We start from the raw sequence: 15,101 nt of genomic DNA on the forward strand, positions 1-15,101 counted from the left end.
TGACGAGTACAAGGCATAGGCAAATATGGACCTGATTTATTTCCTCATCGATTTTATCCTGCACATTGACGTGCATCTGGCAGAACTGGTCGCGGAGTATGGCGTCTGGGTTTATGCCATTTTGTTCTTAATTTTGTTCTGTGAAACCGGTCTGGTGGTAACGCCGTTTTTACCGGGTGATTCATTGCTGTTTGTTGCCGGTGCGTTGGCATCACTGGAAACCAACGATCTCAACGTCCATATGATGGTGGTGCTGATGCTGATCGCCGCGATTGTGGGTGACGCGGTGAACTACACCATTGGACGGTTATTTGGTGACAAACTGTTCAGTAATCCGGATTCGAAAATCTTTCGTCGCAGTTATCTTGATAAGACTCATCAGTTTTATGAGAAACATGGCGGCAAAACGATTATTCTCGCCCGTTTTGTGCCGATCGTCAGAACGTTCGCGCCGTTCGTTGCGGGAATGGGCCACATGTCGTATCGTCATTTCGCCGCTTTTAACGTCATCGGCGCGTTGCTATGGGTACTGATTTTTACCTACGCGGGTTATTTCTTCGGAACGCTCCCCTTCATTCAGAGCAACCTTAAACTGATGATTGTTGGCATTATTTTTGTTTCAATATTGCCAGGTGTTTTCGAATTTATTCGCCACAAACGCGCTGCGGCACGCGCCGCAAAATAAAAAGTAACTCCGCGGTTCGACCACTTTTTTATCCAAAGTTTCGGGCTGTTATGTTTTAATGTGCAACATTCATGGTCTGTTGGGGGCAAAAATGGCATTATGCGTCCCCAAAGATAAAACTGGCATCGAACCAGGTTCAGACAGAAAGGTCCCTAATGAGCTGGATTGAACGAATTAAAAGCAACATTACTCCCACCCGCAAGGCGAGCATTCCTGAAGGGGTGTGGACTAAGTGTGATAGCTGCGGTCAGGTTTTATACCGCGCTGAGCTGGAACGTAATCTTGAGGTCTGTCCGAAGTGTGACCATCACATGCGTATGACAGCGCGTAATCGCCTGCATAGCCTGTTAGATGAAGGAAGCCTTGTGGAGCTGGGTAGCGAGCTTGAGCCGAAAGATGTGCTGAAGTTTCGTGACTCCAAGAAGTATAAAGACCGTCTGGCATCTGCGCAGAAAGAAACCGGCGAAAAAGATGCGCTGGTGGTGATGAAAGGCACCCTGTATGGAATGCCGGTTGTCGCTGCGGCATTCGAGTTCGCCTTTATGGGCGGTTCCATGGGGTCTGTGGTAGGTGCACGTTTCGTGCGTGCCGTTGAGCAGGCGCTGGAAGATAACTGCCCACTGATCTGCTTCTCCGCCTCTGGTGGCGCACGTATGCAGGAAGCACTGATGTCGCTGATGCAGATGGCGAAAACCTCTGCGGCGCTGGCAAAAATGCAGGAGCGCGGCTTGCCGTACATCTCCGTGCTGACCGACCCGACCATGGGTGGTGTTTCTGCAAGTTTCGCCATGCTGGGCGATCTCAACATCGCTGAACCGAAAGCGTTAATCGGCTTTGCCGGTCCGCGTGTTATCGAACAGACCGTTCGCGAAAAACTGCCGCCGGGATTCCAGCGCAGTGAATTCCTGATCGAGAAGGGCGCGATCGACATGATCGTCCGTCGTCCGGAAATGCGCCTGAAACTGGCGAGCATTCTGGCGAAGTTGATGAATCTGCCAGCGCCGAATCCTGAAGCGCCGCGTGAAGGCGTAGTGGTGCCACCGGTACCAGATCAGGAACCTGAGGCCTGATAACTGATAAGGGCAGGGCCACTGGCTCTGCCCTTTTGCTATTCTCACCGTAACGAATCAGCGGATACCATGATTATCAAACGCACTCCTCAAGCCGCGTCGCCTCTGGCTTCGTGGCTTTCTTATCTGGAAAACCTGCACAGTAAAACTATCGATCTCGGCCTTGAGCGCGTGAGCCAGGTCGCGGCGCGTCTTGGCGTTCTGAAACCAGCGCCATTTGTGTTTACCGTTGCGGGCACGAATGGCAAAGGCACCACCTGCCGTACGCTGGAGTCGATTCTGATGGCGGCAGGGTACAAAGTGGGCGTCTACAGTTCGCCGCATCTGGTGCGTTATACCGAGCGCGTACGTGTGCAGGGCCAGGAATTGCCGGAATCGGCCCACACCGCCTCTTTTGCGGAGATTGAATCGGCACGCGGTGATATTTCCCTGACCTATTTCGAATACGGTACGCTGTCGGCGTTGTGGCTGTTCAAGCAGGCACAACTTGACGTAGTGATTCTGGAAGTAGGGCTGGGCGGTCGTCTGGACGCAACCAATATTGTCGATGCCGATGTCGCGGTAGTAACCAGCATTGCGCTGGATCATACCGACTGGCTGGGGCCAGATCGCGAAAGTATTGGTCGCGAGAAAGCAGGCATCTTCCGCAGCGAAAAACCGGCAATTGTCGGTGAGCCGGAAATGCCTTCTACCATTGCTGATGTGGCGCAGGAAAAAGGTGCACTGTTACAACGTCGGGGCGTTGAGTGGAACTATTCCGTCACCGATCATGACTGGACGTTTAGCGATGCTCACGGCACGCTGGAAAATCTGCCGTTGCCGCTTGTCCCGCAACCGAATGCCGCAACGGCGCTGGCGGCACTGCGTGCCAGCGGGCTGGAGGTCAGTGAAAATGCCGTTCGCGACGGGATTGCCAGCGCAATTTTGCCGGGACGTTTCCAGATTGTGAGCGAGTCGCCACGCGTTATTTTTGATGTCGCGCATAATCCACATGCGGCGGAATATCTCACCGGGCGTATGAAAGCGCTACCGAAAAACGGGCGCGTGCTGGCGGTTATCGGTATGCTACATGATAAAGATATTGCCGGAACTCTGGCCTGGTTGAAAAGCGTGGTTGATGACTGGTATTGTGCGCCACTGGAAGGGCCGCGCGGTGCCACGGCAGAACAACTGCTTGAGCATTTGGGTAACGGCAAATCATTTGATAGCGTGGCGCAGGCATGGGATGCCGCAATGGCGGACGCTAAAGCGGAAGATACCGTGCTGGTGTGTGGTTCGTTCCACACGGTCGCACATGTCATGGAAGTGATTGACGCGAGGAGAAGCGGTGGCAAGTAAGTTTCAGAATCGGTTAGTGGGCACGATCGTGCTGGTGGCGCTGGGGGTGATTGTACTTCCAGGGCTGCTGGACGGGCAGAAAAAACATTATCAGGATGAGTTCGCGGCTATCCCGCTGGTGCCGAAAGCGGGCGATCGCGATGAGCCTGATATGATGCCAGCCGCCACCCAGGCGTTGCCGACGCAGCCGCCGGAAGGCGCAGCGGAAGAGGTGCGGGCAGGTGATGCCGCAGCACCGTCGCTCGATCCGGCCACTATTGCAGCCAATAACACCGAGTTTGAACCGGAACCTGCACCGGTCGCCCCACCGAAGCCGAAACCGGTGGAGCCGCCGAAACCGAAGGTTGAAGCACCACCTGCGCCGAAGCCAGAACCGAAGCCGGTCGTGGAAGAAAAAGCAGCGCCAACGGGTAAAGCCTATGTTGTACAACTGGGGGCGCTGAAAAATGCCGATAAAGTGAATGAGATTGTCGGTAAGCTGCGCGGTGCCGGTTATCGGGTTTATACGTCGCCATCCACGCCAGTGCAGGGTAAAATTACCCGTATTCTGGTTGGGCCGGATGCCTCGAAAGATAAGCTGAAAGGTTCGCTGGGTGAGTTGAAGCAACTTTCTGGCTTAAGCGGCGTGGTAATGGGTTATACACCGAATTAATATGGTCTTGCCTGATGCGATACTAACGCGTCTTATCTGGTACAGATAAGGCGTTCACGCCGCATCCGACACGCATTGCACGATGCCGCAAAGGCATAAAAAGTCGATGGCGTTGAATATTTTTTCAGCGCCATTTTTATTGATGCGTGGGAAGGAAATCCCTACGCAAACGTTTTCTTTTTCTGTTAGAATGCGCCCCGAACAGGATGACAGGGCGTAAAATCGTGGGACACATATGGTCTGGATTGATTACGCCATAATCGCGGTGATTGCTTTTTCCTCTCTGGTTAGCCTGATCCGCGGCTTTGTTCGTGAAGCGTTATCGCTGGTGACATGGGGTTGTGCTTTCTTTGTTGCCAGTCATTACTACACTTACCTGTCAGTCTGGTTTACGGGCTTTGAAGACGAACTGGTTCGAAATGGGATTGCCATCGCGGTACTGTTTATCGCTACCTTGATCGTTGGTGCTATCGTGAACTTCGTGATAGGCCAGTTGGTGGAGAAAACGGGGTTGTCAGGCACCGATCGGGTGCTGGGCGTCTGTTTCGGTGCGTTGCGCGGTGTGTTGATTGTTGCCGCCATTCTCTTCTTTCTCGACTCCTTTACCGGGGTGTCGAAAAGCGAAGACTGGAGCAAATCACAGCTGATCCCGCAGTTCAGTTTTATCATCAGATGGTTTTTTGATTATCTGCAAAGCTCGTCAAGTTTCTTGCCCAGAGCGTAAGTGCTCTGAGATGTGGCTTAACGAGGAAAAAGACGTATGTGCGGTATTGTCGGTATCGCCGGTGTTATGCCGGTTAACCAGTCGATTTATGATGCCTTAACGGTGCTTCAGCATCGCGGTCAGGATGCCGCCGGCATCATCACCATAGATGCCAATAACTGCTTCCGTTTGCGTAAAGCGAACGGGCTGGTGAGCGATGTATTTGAAGCTCGCCATATGCAGCGTTTGCAGGGCAATATGGGCATTGGTCATGTGCGTTACCCTACGGCTGGCAGCTCCAGCGCCTCTGAAGCGCAGCCGTTTTACGTTAACTCCCCGTATGGCATTACGCTTGCCCACAACGGCAATCTGACCAACGCTCACGAGTTGCGTAAAAAACTGTTTGAAGAAAAACGCCGCCACATCAACACCACTTCCGACTCGGAAATTCTGCTTAATATCTTTGCCAGCGAACTGGACAACTTCCGCCACTACCCGCTGGAAGCCGACAATATTTTCGCTGCCATCGCTGCTACAAACCGCTTAATCCGCGGCGCGTATGCCTGTGTGGCGATGATCATCGGCCACGGTATGGTTGCTTTCCGCGATCCTAACGGGATTCGTCCGCTGGTACTGGGAAAACGTGATATTGACGAGAACCGTACAGAATATATGGTCGCTTCCGAAAGCGTAGCGCTCGATACGCTGGGCTTTGATTTCCTGCGTGACGTCGCGCCGGGCGAAGCGATTTACATCACTGAAGAAGGGCAGTTGTTTACCCGTCAATGTGCTGACAATCCGGTCAGCAATCCGTGCCTGTTTGAGTATGTATACTTTGCTCGCCCGGACTCGTTCATCGACAAAATTTCCGTTTACAGCGCGCGTGTGAATATGGGTACGAAACTGGGCGAGAAAATTGCCCGCGAATGGGAAGATCTGGAAATCGACGTGGTGATCCCGATCCCGGAAACCTCGTGTGATATCGCGCTGGAAATTGCGCGTATTCTGGGCAAGCCGTACCGCCAGGGCTTCGTTAAAAACCGCTATGTTGGCCGCACCTTTATCATGCCGGGCCAGCAGCTGCGTCGTAAGTCCGTGCGCCGTAAACTGAACGCCAACCGCGCCGAGTTCCGCGATAAAAACGTCCTGCTGGTCGACGACTCCATTGTCCGTGGCACCACTTCTGAGCAGATTATCGAGATGGCACGCGAAGCCGGAGCGAAGAAAGTGTACCTCGCTTCTGCGGCCCCGGAAATTCGCTTCCCGAACGTTTATGGTATTGATATGCCGAGCGCCACGGAACTGATCGCTCACGGTCGCGAAGTAGATGAAATTCGCCAGATCATCGGTGCTGACGGGTTGATTTTCCAGGATCTGAACGATCTGATCGAAGCCGTTCGCGCTGAAAACCCGGATATCCAGCAGTTTGAATGCTCGGTGTTCAACGGCGTCTACGTCACCAAAGATGTTGATCAGGGCTACCTCGATTTCCTCGATACGTTACGTAATGACGACGCCAAAGCAGTGCAACGTCAGAACGAAGTGGAAAATCTCGAAATGCATAACGAAGGATGATGCCTTCGCTCAGGGTGCCGGTCTGGCACCCTGACTTGCAACTCCCGCCGAAATCCTGCAAAGTCTGCCTGCAAGTCTGACAGGGCAACTATTTATGAAACGACTCATTGTAGGCATCAGCGGTGCCAGCGGCGCGATTTATGGCGTGCGCTTATTACAGGTTCTGCGCGATGTCACAGATATCGAAACGCATCTGGTAATGAGCCAGGCAGCGCGCCAGACCTTATCCCTCGAAACGGATTTTTCCCTGCGCGAAGTGCAGGCATTAGCCGATGTGACGCACGATGCGCGCGATATTGCTGCCAGCATTTCTTCCGGTTCTTTCCAGACGTTGGGGATGGTGATTTTACCCTGTTCAATCAAAACCCTGTCCGGCATTGTCCATAGCTATACTGATGGCTTACTGACCCGTGCGGCAGATGTGGTGCTGAAAGAGCGTCGCCCGTTGGTGCTCTGCGTGCGTGAAACGCCACTGCACTTAGGCCATCTGCGTTTAATGACTCAGGCGGCAGAAATCGGTGCGGTGATTATGCCTCCCGTTCCGGCGTTTTATCATCGCCCACAATCCCTTGATGATGTGATAAATCAGACGGTTAATCGTGTTCTTGACCAGTTTGCAATAACCCTTCCTGAAGATCTCTTTGCCCGCTGGCAGGGCGCATAACTCCGCTGTTGCCCTGTTTCAGGGCAATTTTGCAACCGCGATCAAATCCTCGACATTTTGTTTCTGCCATTCAATCGAAACGCTGCGATTCAACCGCTATACCTGCTATCTTCAACTTCAGGACAATAATGCAACGTCTTATTAACATATTTAACGTTGAATGTTACTGCTGTCGTCAAGATGGCATAAGACCTGCATGAAAGAGCCTGCAAACACACAACACAATACACAACATAAAAAAGCCATTTTCACTTGAGGGTTATGTATGAAGAAGTCGATTCTCGCTCTGTCTTTGTTAGTCGGTCTCTCCGCAGCGGCTTCCAGCTATGCGGCGCTACCGGAGACGGTACGTATCGGAACCGATACCACCTATGCGCCGTTCTCGTCGAAAGATGCTAAAGGTGATTTTGTTGGCTTTGATATCGATCTCGGTAACGAGATGTGCAAACGGATGCAGGTGAAATGTACCTGGGTTGCCAGCGACTTTGACGCGCTGATCCCCTCACTGAAAGCGAAAAAAATCGACGCCATTATTTCGTCGCTCTCCATTACCGATAAACGTCAGCAGGAGATTGCTTTCTCCGACAAGCTGTACGCCGCAGACTCTCGTCTGATTGCTGCCAAAGGTTCACCGATTCAGCCAACGCTGGATTCACTGAAAGGTAAACATGTTGGTGTGCTGCAGGGATCAACCCAGGAAGCGTATGCCAATGATAACTGGCGCAGTAAGGGGGTCGATGTGGTGGCCTATGCTAACCAGGATTTGGTCTATTCCGATCTGGCTGCAGGACGCCTGGATGCTGCGTTACAAGATGAGGTTGCTGCCAGCGAAGGTTTCCTTAAGCAACCCGCCGGTAAAGATTTCGCCTTTGCAGGCCCATCAGTGAAAGACAAAAAATACTTCGGTGACGGCACCGGTGTAGGGCTGCGTAAAGATGATGCTGAACTGACGGCGGCCTTCAATAAGGCGCTTAACGAGCTGCGTCAGGACGGCACCTACGACAAGATGGCGAAAAAGTATTTCGACTTTAATGTCTACGGTGACTGATACGTCGCAGGGAAGCTGTACCTGATGGAATGATCATCATGGTGCACGCCAGGTTTGTTGCACTATCGTGGTGCATTGAAATGCATACTTAAGCATTTTTAATGAAAAATAATACGTCTAACGGGGCGGGATATTTTGCCTTGATGGTCAATTTTATGGCACGATAAGTGTAACAAACCTGTAAATATTCCCTATAAAAAGACTGTCAGTTGAGGACATTATGAAAAAACTGGTGCTATCGCTCTCTCTGGTTCTGGCCTTCTCCAGCGCAACTGCGGCGTTTGCTGCGATTCCGCAAAACATCCGCATCGGTACCGATCCGACCTATGCGCCATTTGAATCAAAAAATTCACAAGGTGAACTGGTTGGCTTCGATATCGATCTGGCGAAGGAGTTGTGCAAACGCATCAATACGCAATGTACGTTTGTCGAAAACCCACTGGATGCGTTAATCCCGTCCTTAAAAGCGAAGAAGATTGACGCCATCATGTCATCGCTTTCCATTACGGAAAAACGTCAGCAAGAAATAGCCTTCACCGACAAACTGTACGCTGCCGATTCTCGTCTGGTGGTGGCGAAAAATTCCGACATTCAGCCGACAGTCGAATCGCTGAAAGGCAAACGGGTAGGCGTATTGCAGGGCACCACCCAGGAGACGTTCGGTAACGAACACTGGGCACCAAAAGGCATTGAAATCGTCTCGTATCAGGGGCAGGACAACATTTATTCTGACCTGACTGCCGGACGTATTGATGCCGCGTTCCAGGATGAGGTCGCTGCCAGCGAAGGTTTCCTCAAGCAGCCAGTCGGCAAAGATTACAAATTCGGTGGCCCGTCTGTTAAAGATGAAAAACTGTTTGGCGTAGGGACAGGCATGGGCCTGCGTAAAGAAGATAACGAACTGCGCGAGGCACTGAACAAAGCCTTTGCCGAAATGCGCGCTGACGGTACTTACGAGAAATTAGCGAAAAAGTACTTCGATTTTGATGTTTATGGTGGTTAATCGCCATCGGTGAAAGAAAGTCCGCTCCCTTCGGGTAACCGGAGGGAGACAAGAGGCGGTAATTCACCACACACGACAGGACAGGCAGCATGTTGTATGGGTTTTCAGGTGTTATTTTACAGGGGGCGCTCGTCACGCTGGAGCTGGCTATCAGCTCTGTAGTGCTCGCTGTAATCATCGGTTTAATTGGCGCTGGCGGTAAGCTCTCGCAAAATCGGCTTTCGGGGCTGATTTTCGAAGGGTACACCACGCTGATTCGAGGCGTGCCGGACTTGGTGTTGATGCTGCTAATTTTCTACGGTTTGCAGATTGCACTAAACACGGTGACGGAGGCGATGGGCGTCGGGCAGATTGATATTGATCCGATGGTCGCAGGTATTATCACTCTCGGTTTTATCTACGGAGCTTACTTTACCGAAACGTTTCGTGGCGCGTTTATGGCAGTGCCGAAAGGACATATAGAGGCGGCGACGGCGTTCGGTTTTACTCGTGGGCAAGTGTTTCGGCGGATCATGTTTCCGGCGATGATGCGTTACGCCCTGCCAGGCATTGGCAACAACTGGCAGGTGATCCTCAAATCTACCGCACTGGTTTCGTTACTCGGCCTGGAAGATGTGGTCAAAGCCACGCAGCTGGCAGGCAAAAGTACCTGGGAACCGTTCTATTTCGCTATCGTCTGTGGCGTGATTTATCTTGTTTTCACCACCGTTTCCAATGGTGTGCTGCTGTTCCTTGAGCGCCGCTACTCCGTGGGTGTGAAGAGGGCTGACCTGTGATCGAAATCTTACATGAATACTGGAAACCACTGCTGTGGACTGACGGTTATCGCTTTACTGGCGTGGCGATCACCCTGTGGCTGCTGATTTTGTCGGTAGTGATAGGCGGAGTTCTGGCGCTGTTTCTGGCGATTGGTCGCGTCTCAAGTAATAAATACATCCAGTTTCCAATCTGGTTATTTACCTATATTTTTCGCGGTACGCCGCTGTATGTTCAGTTGCTGGTGTTCTATTCCGGCATGTACACGCTGGAGATTGTTAAGGGAACCGAGTTCCTTAACGCCTTTTTTCGCAGTGGCCTGAACTGTACCGTGCTGGCGCTGACGCTTAACACCTGTGCTTACACCACCGAGATTTTTGCCGGAGCGATCCGTTCAGTGCCGCATGGGGAAATCGAAGCCGCCAGAGCCTATGGCTTCTCGACCTTTAAAATGTATCGCTGCATTATTTTGCCTTCTGCGCTGCGTATTGCGTTACCGGCATACAGCAACGAAGTGATCCTGATGCTGCACTCTACTGCGCTGGCGTTTACGGCCACTGTGCCGGATCTGCTGAAAATAGCCCGCGATATTAACGCCGCCACGTATCAACCTTTTACCGCCTTCGGCATTGCCGCGGTGCTCTATTTAATCATCTCTTATGTCCTGATCAGCCTCTTTCGCAGAGCGGAAAAACGCTGGTTGCAGCATGTGAAACCTTCTTCAACGCACTGAGAATACGATGTCCGAGAATAAATTAAACGTTATCGATTTGCACAAACGCTACGGCGAACACGAAGTGCTGAAAGGGGTTTCACTGCAAGCGAATGCCGGAGATGTAATTAGCATCATCGGATCGTCGGGATCGGGGAAAAGTACCTTTCTGCGCTGCATTAACTTCCTCGAAAAACCGAGCGAAGGATCGATCGTGGTCAATGGCCAGACGATCAATCTGGTGCGCGACAAAGATGGTCAACTCAAAGTCGCCGATAAAAATCAGCTGCGCTTACTGCGCACACGCCTGACGATGGTATTCCAGCACTTCAATCTCTGGAGCCATATGACGGTGCTGGAAAACGTCATGGAAGCGCCGATTCAGGTGTTGGGCCTGAGCAAGCAGGAAGCGCGCGAGCGGGCGGTGAAGTATCTGGCGAAAGTCGGGATAGACGAACGTGCGCAGGGGAAATATCCGGTGCATCTTTCCGGCGGTCAGCAACAGCGTGTTTCCATCGCAAGGGCGCTGGCAATGGAACCGGAAGTTTTACTGTTTGATGAACCTACCTCGGCGCTCGATCCTGAACTGGTAGGCGAAGTGTTGCGTATTATGCAGCAACTGGCAGAAGAGGGGAAAACCATGGTGGTGGTGACCCACGAAATGGGCTTTGCTCGCCATGTTTCTACTCACGTCATTTTTCTCCATCAGGGGAAAATAGAGGAAGAAGGCGCGCCGGAGCAGTTATTTGGCAACCCGCAAAGCCCTCGTCTGCAACAGTTCCTTAAGGGATCGCTGAAATAATTCCCCCTCCGGTAGCTAACGCTGCCGGAGTATTTTCAAGGGAAATTTGCGAGTCCGCTTCCGCTGAAATGTAAAAGTTGCAGCCCGCTAAAAATACTTCTGAATTCGCTGTCCAAAGATAAAAACTGCCTGCTGCATTGGGTGTAAATCGTGGTTATTGTCGCGTCATCTTAAATTTGAGGGGTGACAGAACGCCATGACAATATCGACAACTTCCACGCCGCATGATGCGGTATTTAAATCTTTTTTACGCCATCCAGACACCGCGCGGGATTTTATTGATATTCATCTTCCCGCGCCGCTGCGCAAACTGTGTGATTTAACGACGCTTAAACTGGAACCAAACAGTTTTATTGATGAAGACCTGCGGCAATATTATTCCGACCTCTTGTGGTCTGTGAAAACGCAGGAGGGAGCGGGTTATATTTATGTGGTGATAGAGCACCAAAGTAAGCCGGAAGAATTAATGGCTTTTCGCATGATGCGCTATTCCATTGCGGCGATGCAAAACCATCTTGATGCAGGCTATAAAGAGCTTCCATTGGTGATCCCGATGCTGTTTTATCATGGTTGCAGAAGTCCTTATCCTTATTCACTCTGCTGGCTTGATGAATTTGCCGAGCCTGCTATAGCCCGCAAAATATATTCATCAGCTTTTCCGCTGGTGGATATTACCGTGGTGCCAGATGACGAGATTATGCAACATCGCAAAATGGCGCTGTTGGAGTTAATTCAGAAACATATTCGTCAGCGCGATCTGTTGGGATTAGTCGACCAAATTGTTTCGCTGCTAGTTACAGGGAACACTAATGACAGACAGCTAAAAGCCCTGTTTAATTATGTATTACAAACGGGGGATGCCCAGCGTTTCCGTGCATTTATTGGTGAGATAGCGGAACGCGCACCACAAGAAAAGGAGAAACTGATGACCATTGCTGACAGATTACGTGAAGAAGGCGCAATGCAGGGCAAACGCGAAGAAGCCCTGCGCATTGCTCAGGAAATGCTGGAGAGAGGTTTAGACAGAGAATTAGTTCTGATGGTGACCCGACTTTCGCCAGAGGAGCTTCTGAACCAGAAGCAGTGACGTCTGTGGAACTTTATTCTAATTAAATCTGTCTCTTGCAGTCATGACCGCAAGAGACAGTCATGTAGTAAACGTAACTATATTCCTCACATTTATTTATCCCTTTCTTCAATGTATTTTAACTTGTCGCTTATATATGTTTTTCTTTATAAATAAATTATTCATAATCCATATGATTTAAATGTGAGTTCCTACAATCTGTTCTTTAATTGTCTGCCACGGCAAGTCCGTTACTGGCAAAAGTGCAAAGGTTTTTCCAGATGATAATATTACTATTTCTCTGTACAAAAACATAAGGGAAATAAAATGAACAGTTATCAGAACATGTTACTCAATGATGGAAATATTGCCGAATCCGATTACCTTGCCTGTTCCGGTATAAATGAAAATCATGATGAGTATTTCGGTGCCGTTGCGCCGCCGATTATTCAAACCAGTCTTTTTGTGCAGAAGAATTACCAGCAGTATTGTGATGATATGCGTCACGAAGCCCAGCGTTACATATACAGTCGCGGCTTAAATCCAACCGTAAGTATGGTTGAAACCAAACTTGCTTTGCTGGAGGGGGGTGAAGAGGCGCGGTGCTTTGCATCAGGCATGGGGGCAATCAGCGCAGTGATGGTCGGTTTGTTAAACAGCGGTGACCATATTTTATTAGTTAATCAAATCTATGGTCCGGCTATCGAATTAGTTAAAAACCTGGCAAAAAAATACCATATTGAATATGACATTATCTCCAACGGCGATATCAATATTATTGAACAAAAAATCAAACTGAATACCCGAATGATATACGCTGAGTCACCCGGCACCATGACAATGCAGATTGTTGATTTACAGGCGATAGCTCAACTGGCGACCCGTTATGGGATTATCACCGCAATTGATAACACCTGGCCGACACCGCTATTTCAAAAACCGTTAAGTCTGGGATTTGATATTGTCATTCATTCCTGCACAAAATATCTCGCCGGGCACAGTGATGTGTTAGCTGGTGTGGTAATCACCCGCCGTGAATTGATGAGCATCATTCGTGATTTCTCGCATCAGCTATTAGGTGCCGTGCTTTCGCCGTTTAGCGCCTGGTTACTGTTACGTGGTATACGAACACTCCCGATCAGAATGGCAACGCATCAGCATAACGCGATTAACGTTATTGAATGGTTAGCTACTCGTGATGAGGTGGAAAATATACGTCATCCTCTCTGCGCTACAGATAAGGAAAAAGAGATAATTCGTCGCCAGATGTGTGGCTTTTCAGGACTGTTTAGTTTCGAATTAAAAGGAGCCGGCTTTGAGGAAGTGAAATGCTTTATCGATGCCTGCCGTATTTTCAAACCGGGCTGTAGCTGGGGCGGCTATGAAAGCCTGATTATCTCACCTAACCGTGGTTATAATCAGTCTGCACTGGATGATGCGGAGATCCCGCGCGGATTAATTCGTCTCTCGCTTGGGCAGGAAAATGCCGCTCTTTTAATTGCCGATCTGGAGCGTGCTTTTGACTCGCTAAGGACGAAACCATGACAATAAATCAGCCATCCTTTAGCTCGGCGATGATCATTCTGGCTATTATTTTTATATTGTTCCTGGCTGGCGTCGGGATACTTAATGCCCCCGTGGAGTTTGTGTTGATTGTAGTGACGTTGGTTACTGCTTTTTATGCCAGGTATTATGGTGCGCGCTGGAGAGATATTGTTAATATATTTATGAGTAAAATTAAAGAAGCAGTTCCGGCAATGCTTATTTTACTCTCTATCGGGATGTTGATTGGCTGCTGGATAGTTTCCGGAACAATTCCTTTAATGGTTTTATATGGTCTGGAAATGGTAAGCCCTCATTATCTCTATTTGACAGCCTTCCTGGTGACAGTTTGTATCTCTCTTTTTACCGGAACATCATGGGGTACGGCGGGTACTATCGGCGTAGCATTGATGGCCGTGGCTGCGGCGATGGACGTTTCATTACCGATTACCGCCGGGGCGGTGATTTCGGGTTCCTATTTTGGTGATAAATTATCGCCTCTTTCCGATACCACCAATATGGCAGCGATGGCTGCGGGCGTCGAGTTATGGCAAAGTATTCGCAATATGATGTATACCTCTATTCCTGCTTTTTTCGTCTCATGTTTTGGCTTCTGGTGGGCCGGAAGCGGCCTGAATGAAATGAATCAGCAAATTGAGAATATTGCCATTATGAGAGATGTATTACAGCGACTTTTTTGGTTAAATCCGCTGTGTTTGCTTCCCGCACTACTGGTGTTCTTCGGTGCGCTAAAAAAATGGGATACTACAGTAGTATTAATTGCCTCTTCGTTCCTCGCTTTATTTATTGGTGCAATATTTCAGCCGATTGCATGGATGGATATGGTTCAATCCGCTGTAAATGGTTTTAAAGATACCATGTTACTACAATTTGATGGTATTGCCAGCGATCCGCTGGTGGCTAAAAATCTTATGGTGCTTCTCAATCGCGGCGGAATCTATTCTATGGTCAGTCCGATTGTGGTGATGCTTTGTGCATTTTTATTTGCATCAGCACTTGAGGCATCTGGCGGATTAAATATTGTCCTGCAACGTCTGGTTAAGAAATTACGCTCTGTAACCAGCGTCGTTCTGGCTACGATGTTTTCCAGTACATTATTAGTGGCCTGTACTGGAAATGCCGTCATTAGCTTTTTTCTGGTCAAAAGCATGTATGATCCGTGCTATGACGAACATCAATTGCATAAAGTGAATATGTCGCGGGCCATGGAGTCTGGAGCCACTTTGCTGGAAGGACTTTTTCCCTGGACTATTTCCGGGATGTTTATGGCGAAAACGCTTGGTGTTGCAACACTTGATTACCTGCCGTGGACGTTTTTTAATTTGAGTTGCTTTGCGATCGCTCTTTTATTTGCTTTTCTGGCAAAATGGAGCCGTTTTGGCACTCGCTATGCCGCGCCCGAAGTAGCTCGTAGATAAAGGTAAATAACGCGCTTTCATGCCTGGCAATAATTGCCAGGCATGA

General features: G+C 49.8%; 15 protein-coding genes. All 15 read left to right on the top strand.

What is annotated here, in order from left to right; all coding sequences use genetic code 11:
- Positions 1-25 precede the first annotated feature (25 nt).
- Positions 26-685, top strand: coding sequence for a DedA family protein (locus tag ACJHX7_RS07445; RefSeq protein ID WP_000364327.1), 660 nt, complete (start codon positions 26-28; stop codon positions 683-685).
- A gap of 155 nt (positions 686-840) precedes the next feature.
- Positions 841-1,755, top strand: coding sequence for an acetyl-CoA carboxylase, carboxyltransferase subunit beta (gene accD / locus ACJHX7_RS07450; RefSeq protein WP_000118404.1), 915 nt, complete (start codon positions 841-843; stop codon positions 1,753-1,755).
- A gap of 69 nt (positions 1,756-1,824) precedes the next feature.
- The gene (folC, locus tag ACJHX7_RS07455) at positions 1,825-3,093 is read left to right on the top strand and encodes a bifunctional tetrahydrofolate synthase/dihydrofolate synthase (protein ID WP_094029677.1); all 1,269 of its coding nucleotides are present in this window, start codon (positions 1,825-1,827) and stop codon (positions 3,091-3,093) included.
- Positions 3,083-3,745, top strand: coding sequence for a cell division protein DedD (dedD, locus tag ACJHX7_RS07460; protein ID WP_000146992.1), 663 nt, complete (start codon positions 3,083-3,085; stop codon positions 3,743-3,745). Before folC ends, dedD begins: the two co-directional genes overlap by 11 nt.
- A 235-nt stretch (positions 3,746-3,980) precedes the next feature.
- Positions 3,981-4,469: a colicin V production protein gene (gene cvpA / locus ACJHX7_RS07465; RefSeq protein ID WP_000262113.1), complete on the top strand. Its 489-nt coding sequence runs from the start codon at positions 3,981-3,983 to the stop codon at positions 4,467-4,469.
- A 36-nt stretch (positions 4,470-4,505) separates the two neighbouring features.
- A complete protein-coding gene (gene purF, locus ACJHX7_RS07470) occupies positions 4,506-6,023 on the top strand; it encodes an amidophosphoribosyltransferase (RefSeq protein ID WP_000334226.1) in 1,518 nt (505 codons plus the stop codon).
- Between the two features lie 94 nt (positions 6,024-6,117).
- The gene (gene ubiX, locus ACJHX7_RS07475; RefSeq protein ID WP_000825700.1) at positions 6,118-6,687 is read left to right on the top strand and encodes a flavin prenyltransferase UbiX; all 570 of its coding nucleotides are present in this window, start codon (positions 6,118-6,120) and stop codon (positions 6,685-6,687) included.
- Between the two features lie 265 nt (positions 6,688-6,952).
- Positions 6,953-7,735 (top strand): lysine/arginine/ornithine ABC transporter substrate-binding protein ArgT, encoded by a 783-nt coding sequence (argT, locus tag ACJHX7_RS07480; RefSeq protein ID WP_000748252.1) that lies wholly within the window; start codon positions 6,953-6,955, stop codon positions 7,733-7,735.
- 220 nt (positions 7,736-7,955) lie between these two features.
- On the top strand, positions 7,956-8,738 hold the full coding sequence (hisJ, locus tag ACJHX7_RS07485) for a histidine ABC transporter substrate-binding protein HisJ (RefSeq protein ID WP_000737621.1): 783 nt from the start codon (positions 7,956-7,958) through the stop codon (positions 8,736-8,738).
- An 89-nt stretch (positions 8,739-8,827) separates the two neighbouring features.
- Positions 8,828-9,514: a histidine ABC transporter permease HisQ gene (hisQ, locus tag ACJHX7_RS07490; protein WP_000965518.1), complete on the top strand. Its 687-nt coding sequence runs from the start codon at positions 8,828-8,830 to the stop codon at positions 9,512-9,514.
- Positions 9,511-10,227, top strand: a complete 717-nt coding sequence (locus tag ACJHX7_RS07495; RefSeq protein WP_000569958.1) for an ABC transporter permease — start codon at positions 9,511-9,513, stop codon at positions 10,225-10,227. The genes hisQ and ACJHX7_RS07495 overlap by 4 nt, the downstream gene beginning before the upstream one ends.
- Positions 10,228-10,234: 7 nt before the next feature.
- Positions 10,235-11,008 (top strand): histidine ABC transporter ATP-binding protein HisP, encoded by a 774-nt coding sequence (gene hisP, locus ACJHX7_RS07500; RefSeq protein ID WP_001293612.1) that lies wholly within the window; start codon positions 10,235-10,237, stop codon positions 11,006-11,008.
- Positions 11,009-11,204: 196 nt separating this feature from the next.
- The gene (rpnB, locus tag ACJHX7_RS07505) at positions 11,205-12,095 is read left to right on the top strand and encodes a recombination-promoting nuclease RpnB (protein WP_094029678.1); all 891 of its coding nucleotides are present in this window, start codon (positions 11,205-11,207) and stop codon (positions 12,093-12,095) included.
- Positions 12,096-12,401: 306 nt separating this feature from the next.
- Positions 12,402-13,619, top strand: a complete 1,218-nt coding sequence (locus tag ACJHX7_RS07510; RefSeq protein WP_001089884.1) for a trans-sulfuration enzyme family protein — start codon at positions 12,402-12,404, stop codon at positions 13,617-13,619.
- The gene (gene nhaC / locus ACJHX7_RS07515; protein WP_000154656.1) at positions 13,616-15,055 is read left to right on the top strand and encodes a Na+/H+ antiporter NhaC; all 1,440 of its coding nucleotides are present in this window, start codon (positions 13,616-13,618) and stop codon (positions 15,053-15,055) included. Before ACJHX7_RS07510 ends, nhaC begins: the two co-directional genes overlap by 4 nt.
- Positions 15,056-15,101: the final 46 nt, after the last annotated feature.

This window comes from Escherichia sp. WS1451, assembly GCF_046487365.1.
Taxonomy (GTDB): domain Bacteria; phylum Pseudomonadota; class Gammaproteobacteria; order Enterobacterales; family Enterobacteriaceae; genus Escherichia; species Escherichia coli.

Excerpts from the sequence above, each read along its gene's own strand:
- folC (WP_094029677.1), top strand. The coding sequence starts at position 1,825 with ATGATTATCAAACGCACTCCTCAAGCCGCGTCGCCTCTGGCTTCGTGG.
- rpnB (WP_094029678.1), top strand. The coding sequence starts at position 11,205 with ATGACAATATCGACAACTTCCACGCCGCATGATGCGGTATTTAAATCT.
- cvpA (WP_000262113.1), top strand. The coding sequence starts at position 3,981 with ATGGTCTGGATTGATTACGCCATAATCGCGGTGATTGCTTTTTCCTCT.
- nhaC (WP_000154656.1), top strand. The coding sequence starts at position 13,616 with ATGACAATAAATCAGCCATCCTTTAGCTCGGCGATGATCATTCTGGCT.
- argT (WP_000748252.1), top strand. The coding sequence starts at position 6,953 with ATGAAGAAGTCGATTCTCGCTCTGTCTTTGTTAGTCGGTCTCTCCGCA.
- ubiX (WP_000825700.1), top strand. The coding sequence starts at position 6,118 with ATGAAACGACTCATTGTAGGCATCAGCGGTGCCAGCGGCGCGATTTAT.
- ACJHX7_RS07445 (WP_000364327.1), top strand. The coding sequence starts at position 26 with ATGGACCTGATTTATTTCCTCATCGATTTTATCCTGCACATTGACGTG.
- hisQ (WP_000965518.1), top strand. The coding sequence starts at position 8,828 with ATGTTGTATGGGTTTTCAGGTGTTATTTTACAGGGGGCGCTCGTCACG.
- purF (WP_000334226.1), top strand. The coding sequence starts at position 4,506 with ATGTGCGGTATTGTCGGTATCGCCGGTGTTATGCCGGTTAACCAGTCG.
- accD (WP_000118404.1), top strand. The coding sequence starts at position 841 with ATGAGCTGGATTGAACGAATTAAAAGCAACATTACTCCCACCCGCAAG.
- ACJHX7_RS07510 (WP_001089884.1), top strand. The coding sequence starts at position 12,402 with ATGAACAGTTATCAGAACATGTTACTCAATGATGGAAATATTGCCGAA.
- hisP (WP_001293612.1), top strand. The coding sequence starts at position 10,235 with ATGTCCGAGAATAAATTAAACGTTATCGATTTGCACAAACGCTACGGC.
- hisJ (WP_000737621.1), top strand. The coding sequence starts at position 7,956 with ATGAAAAAACTGGTGCTATCGCTCTCTCTGGTTCTGGCCTTCTCCAGC.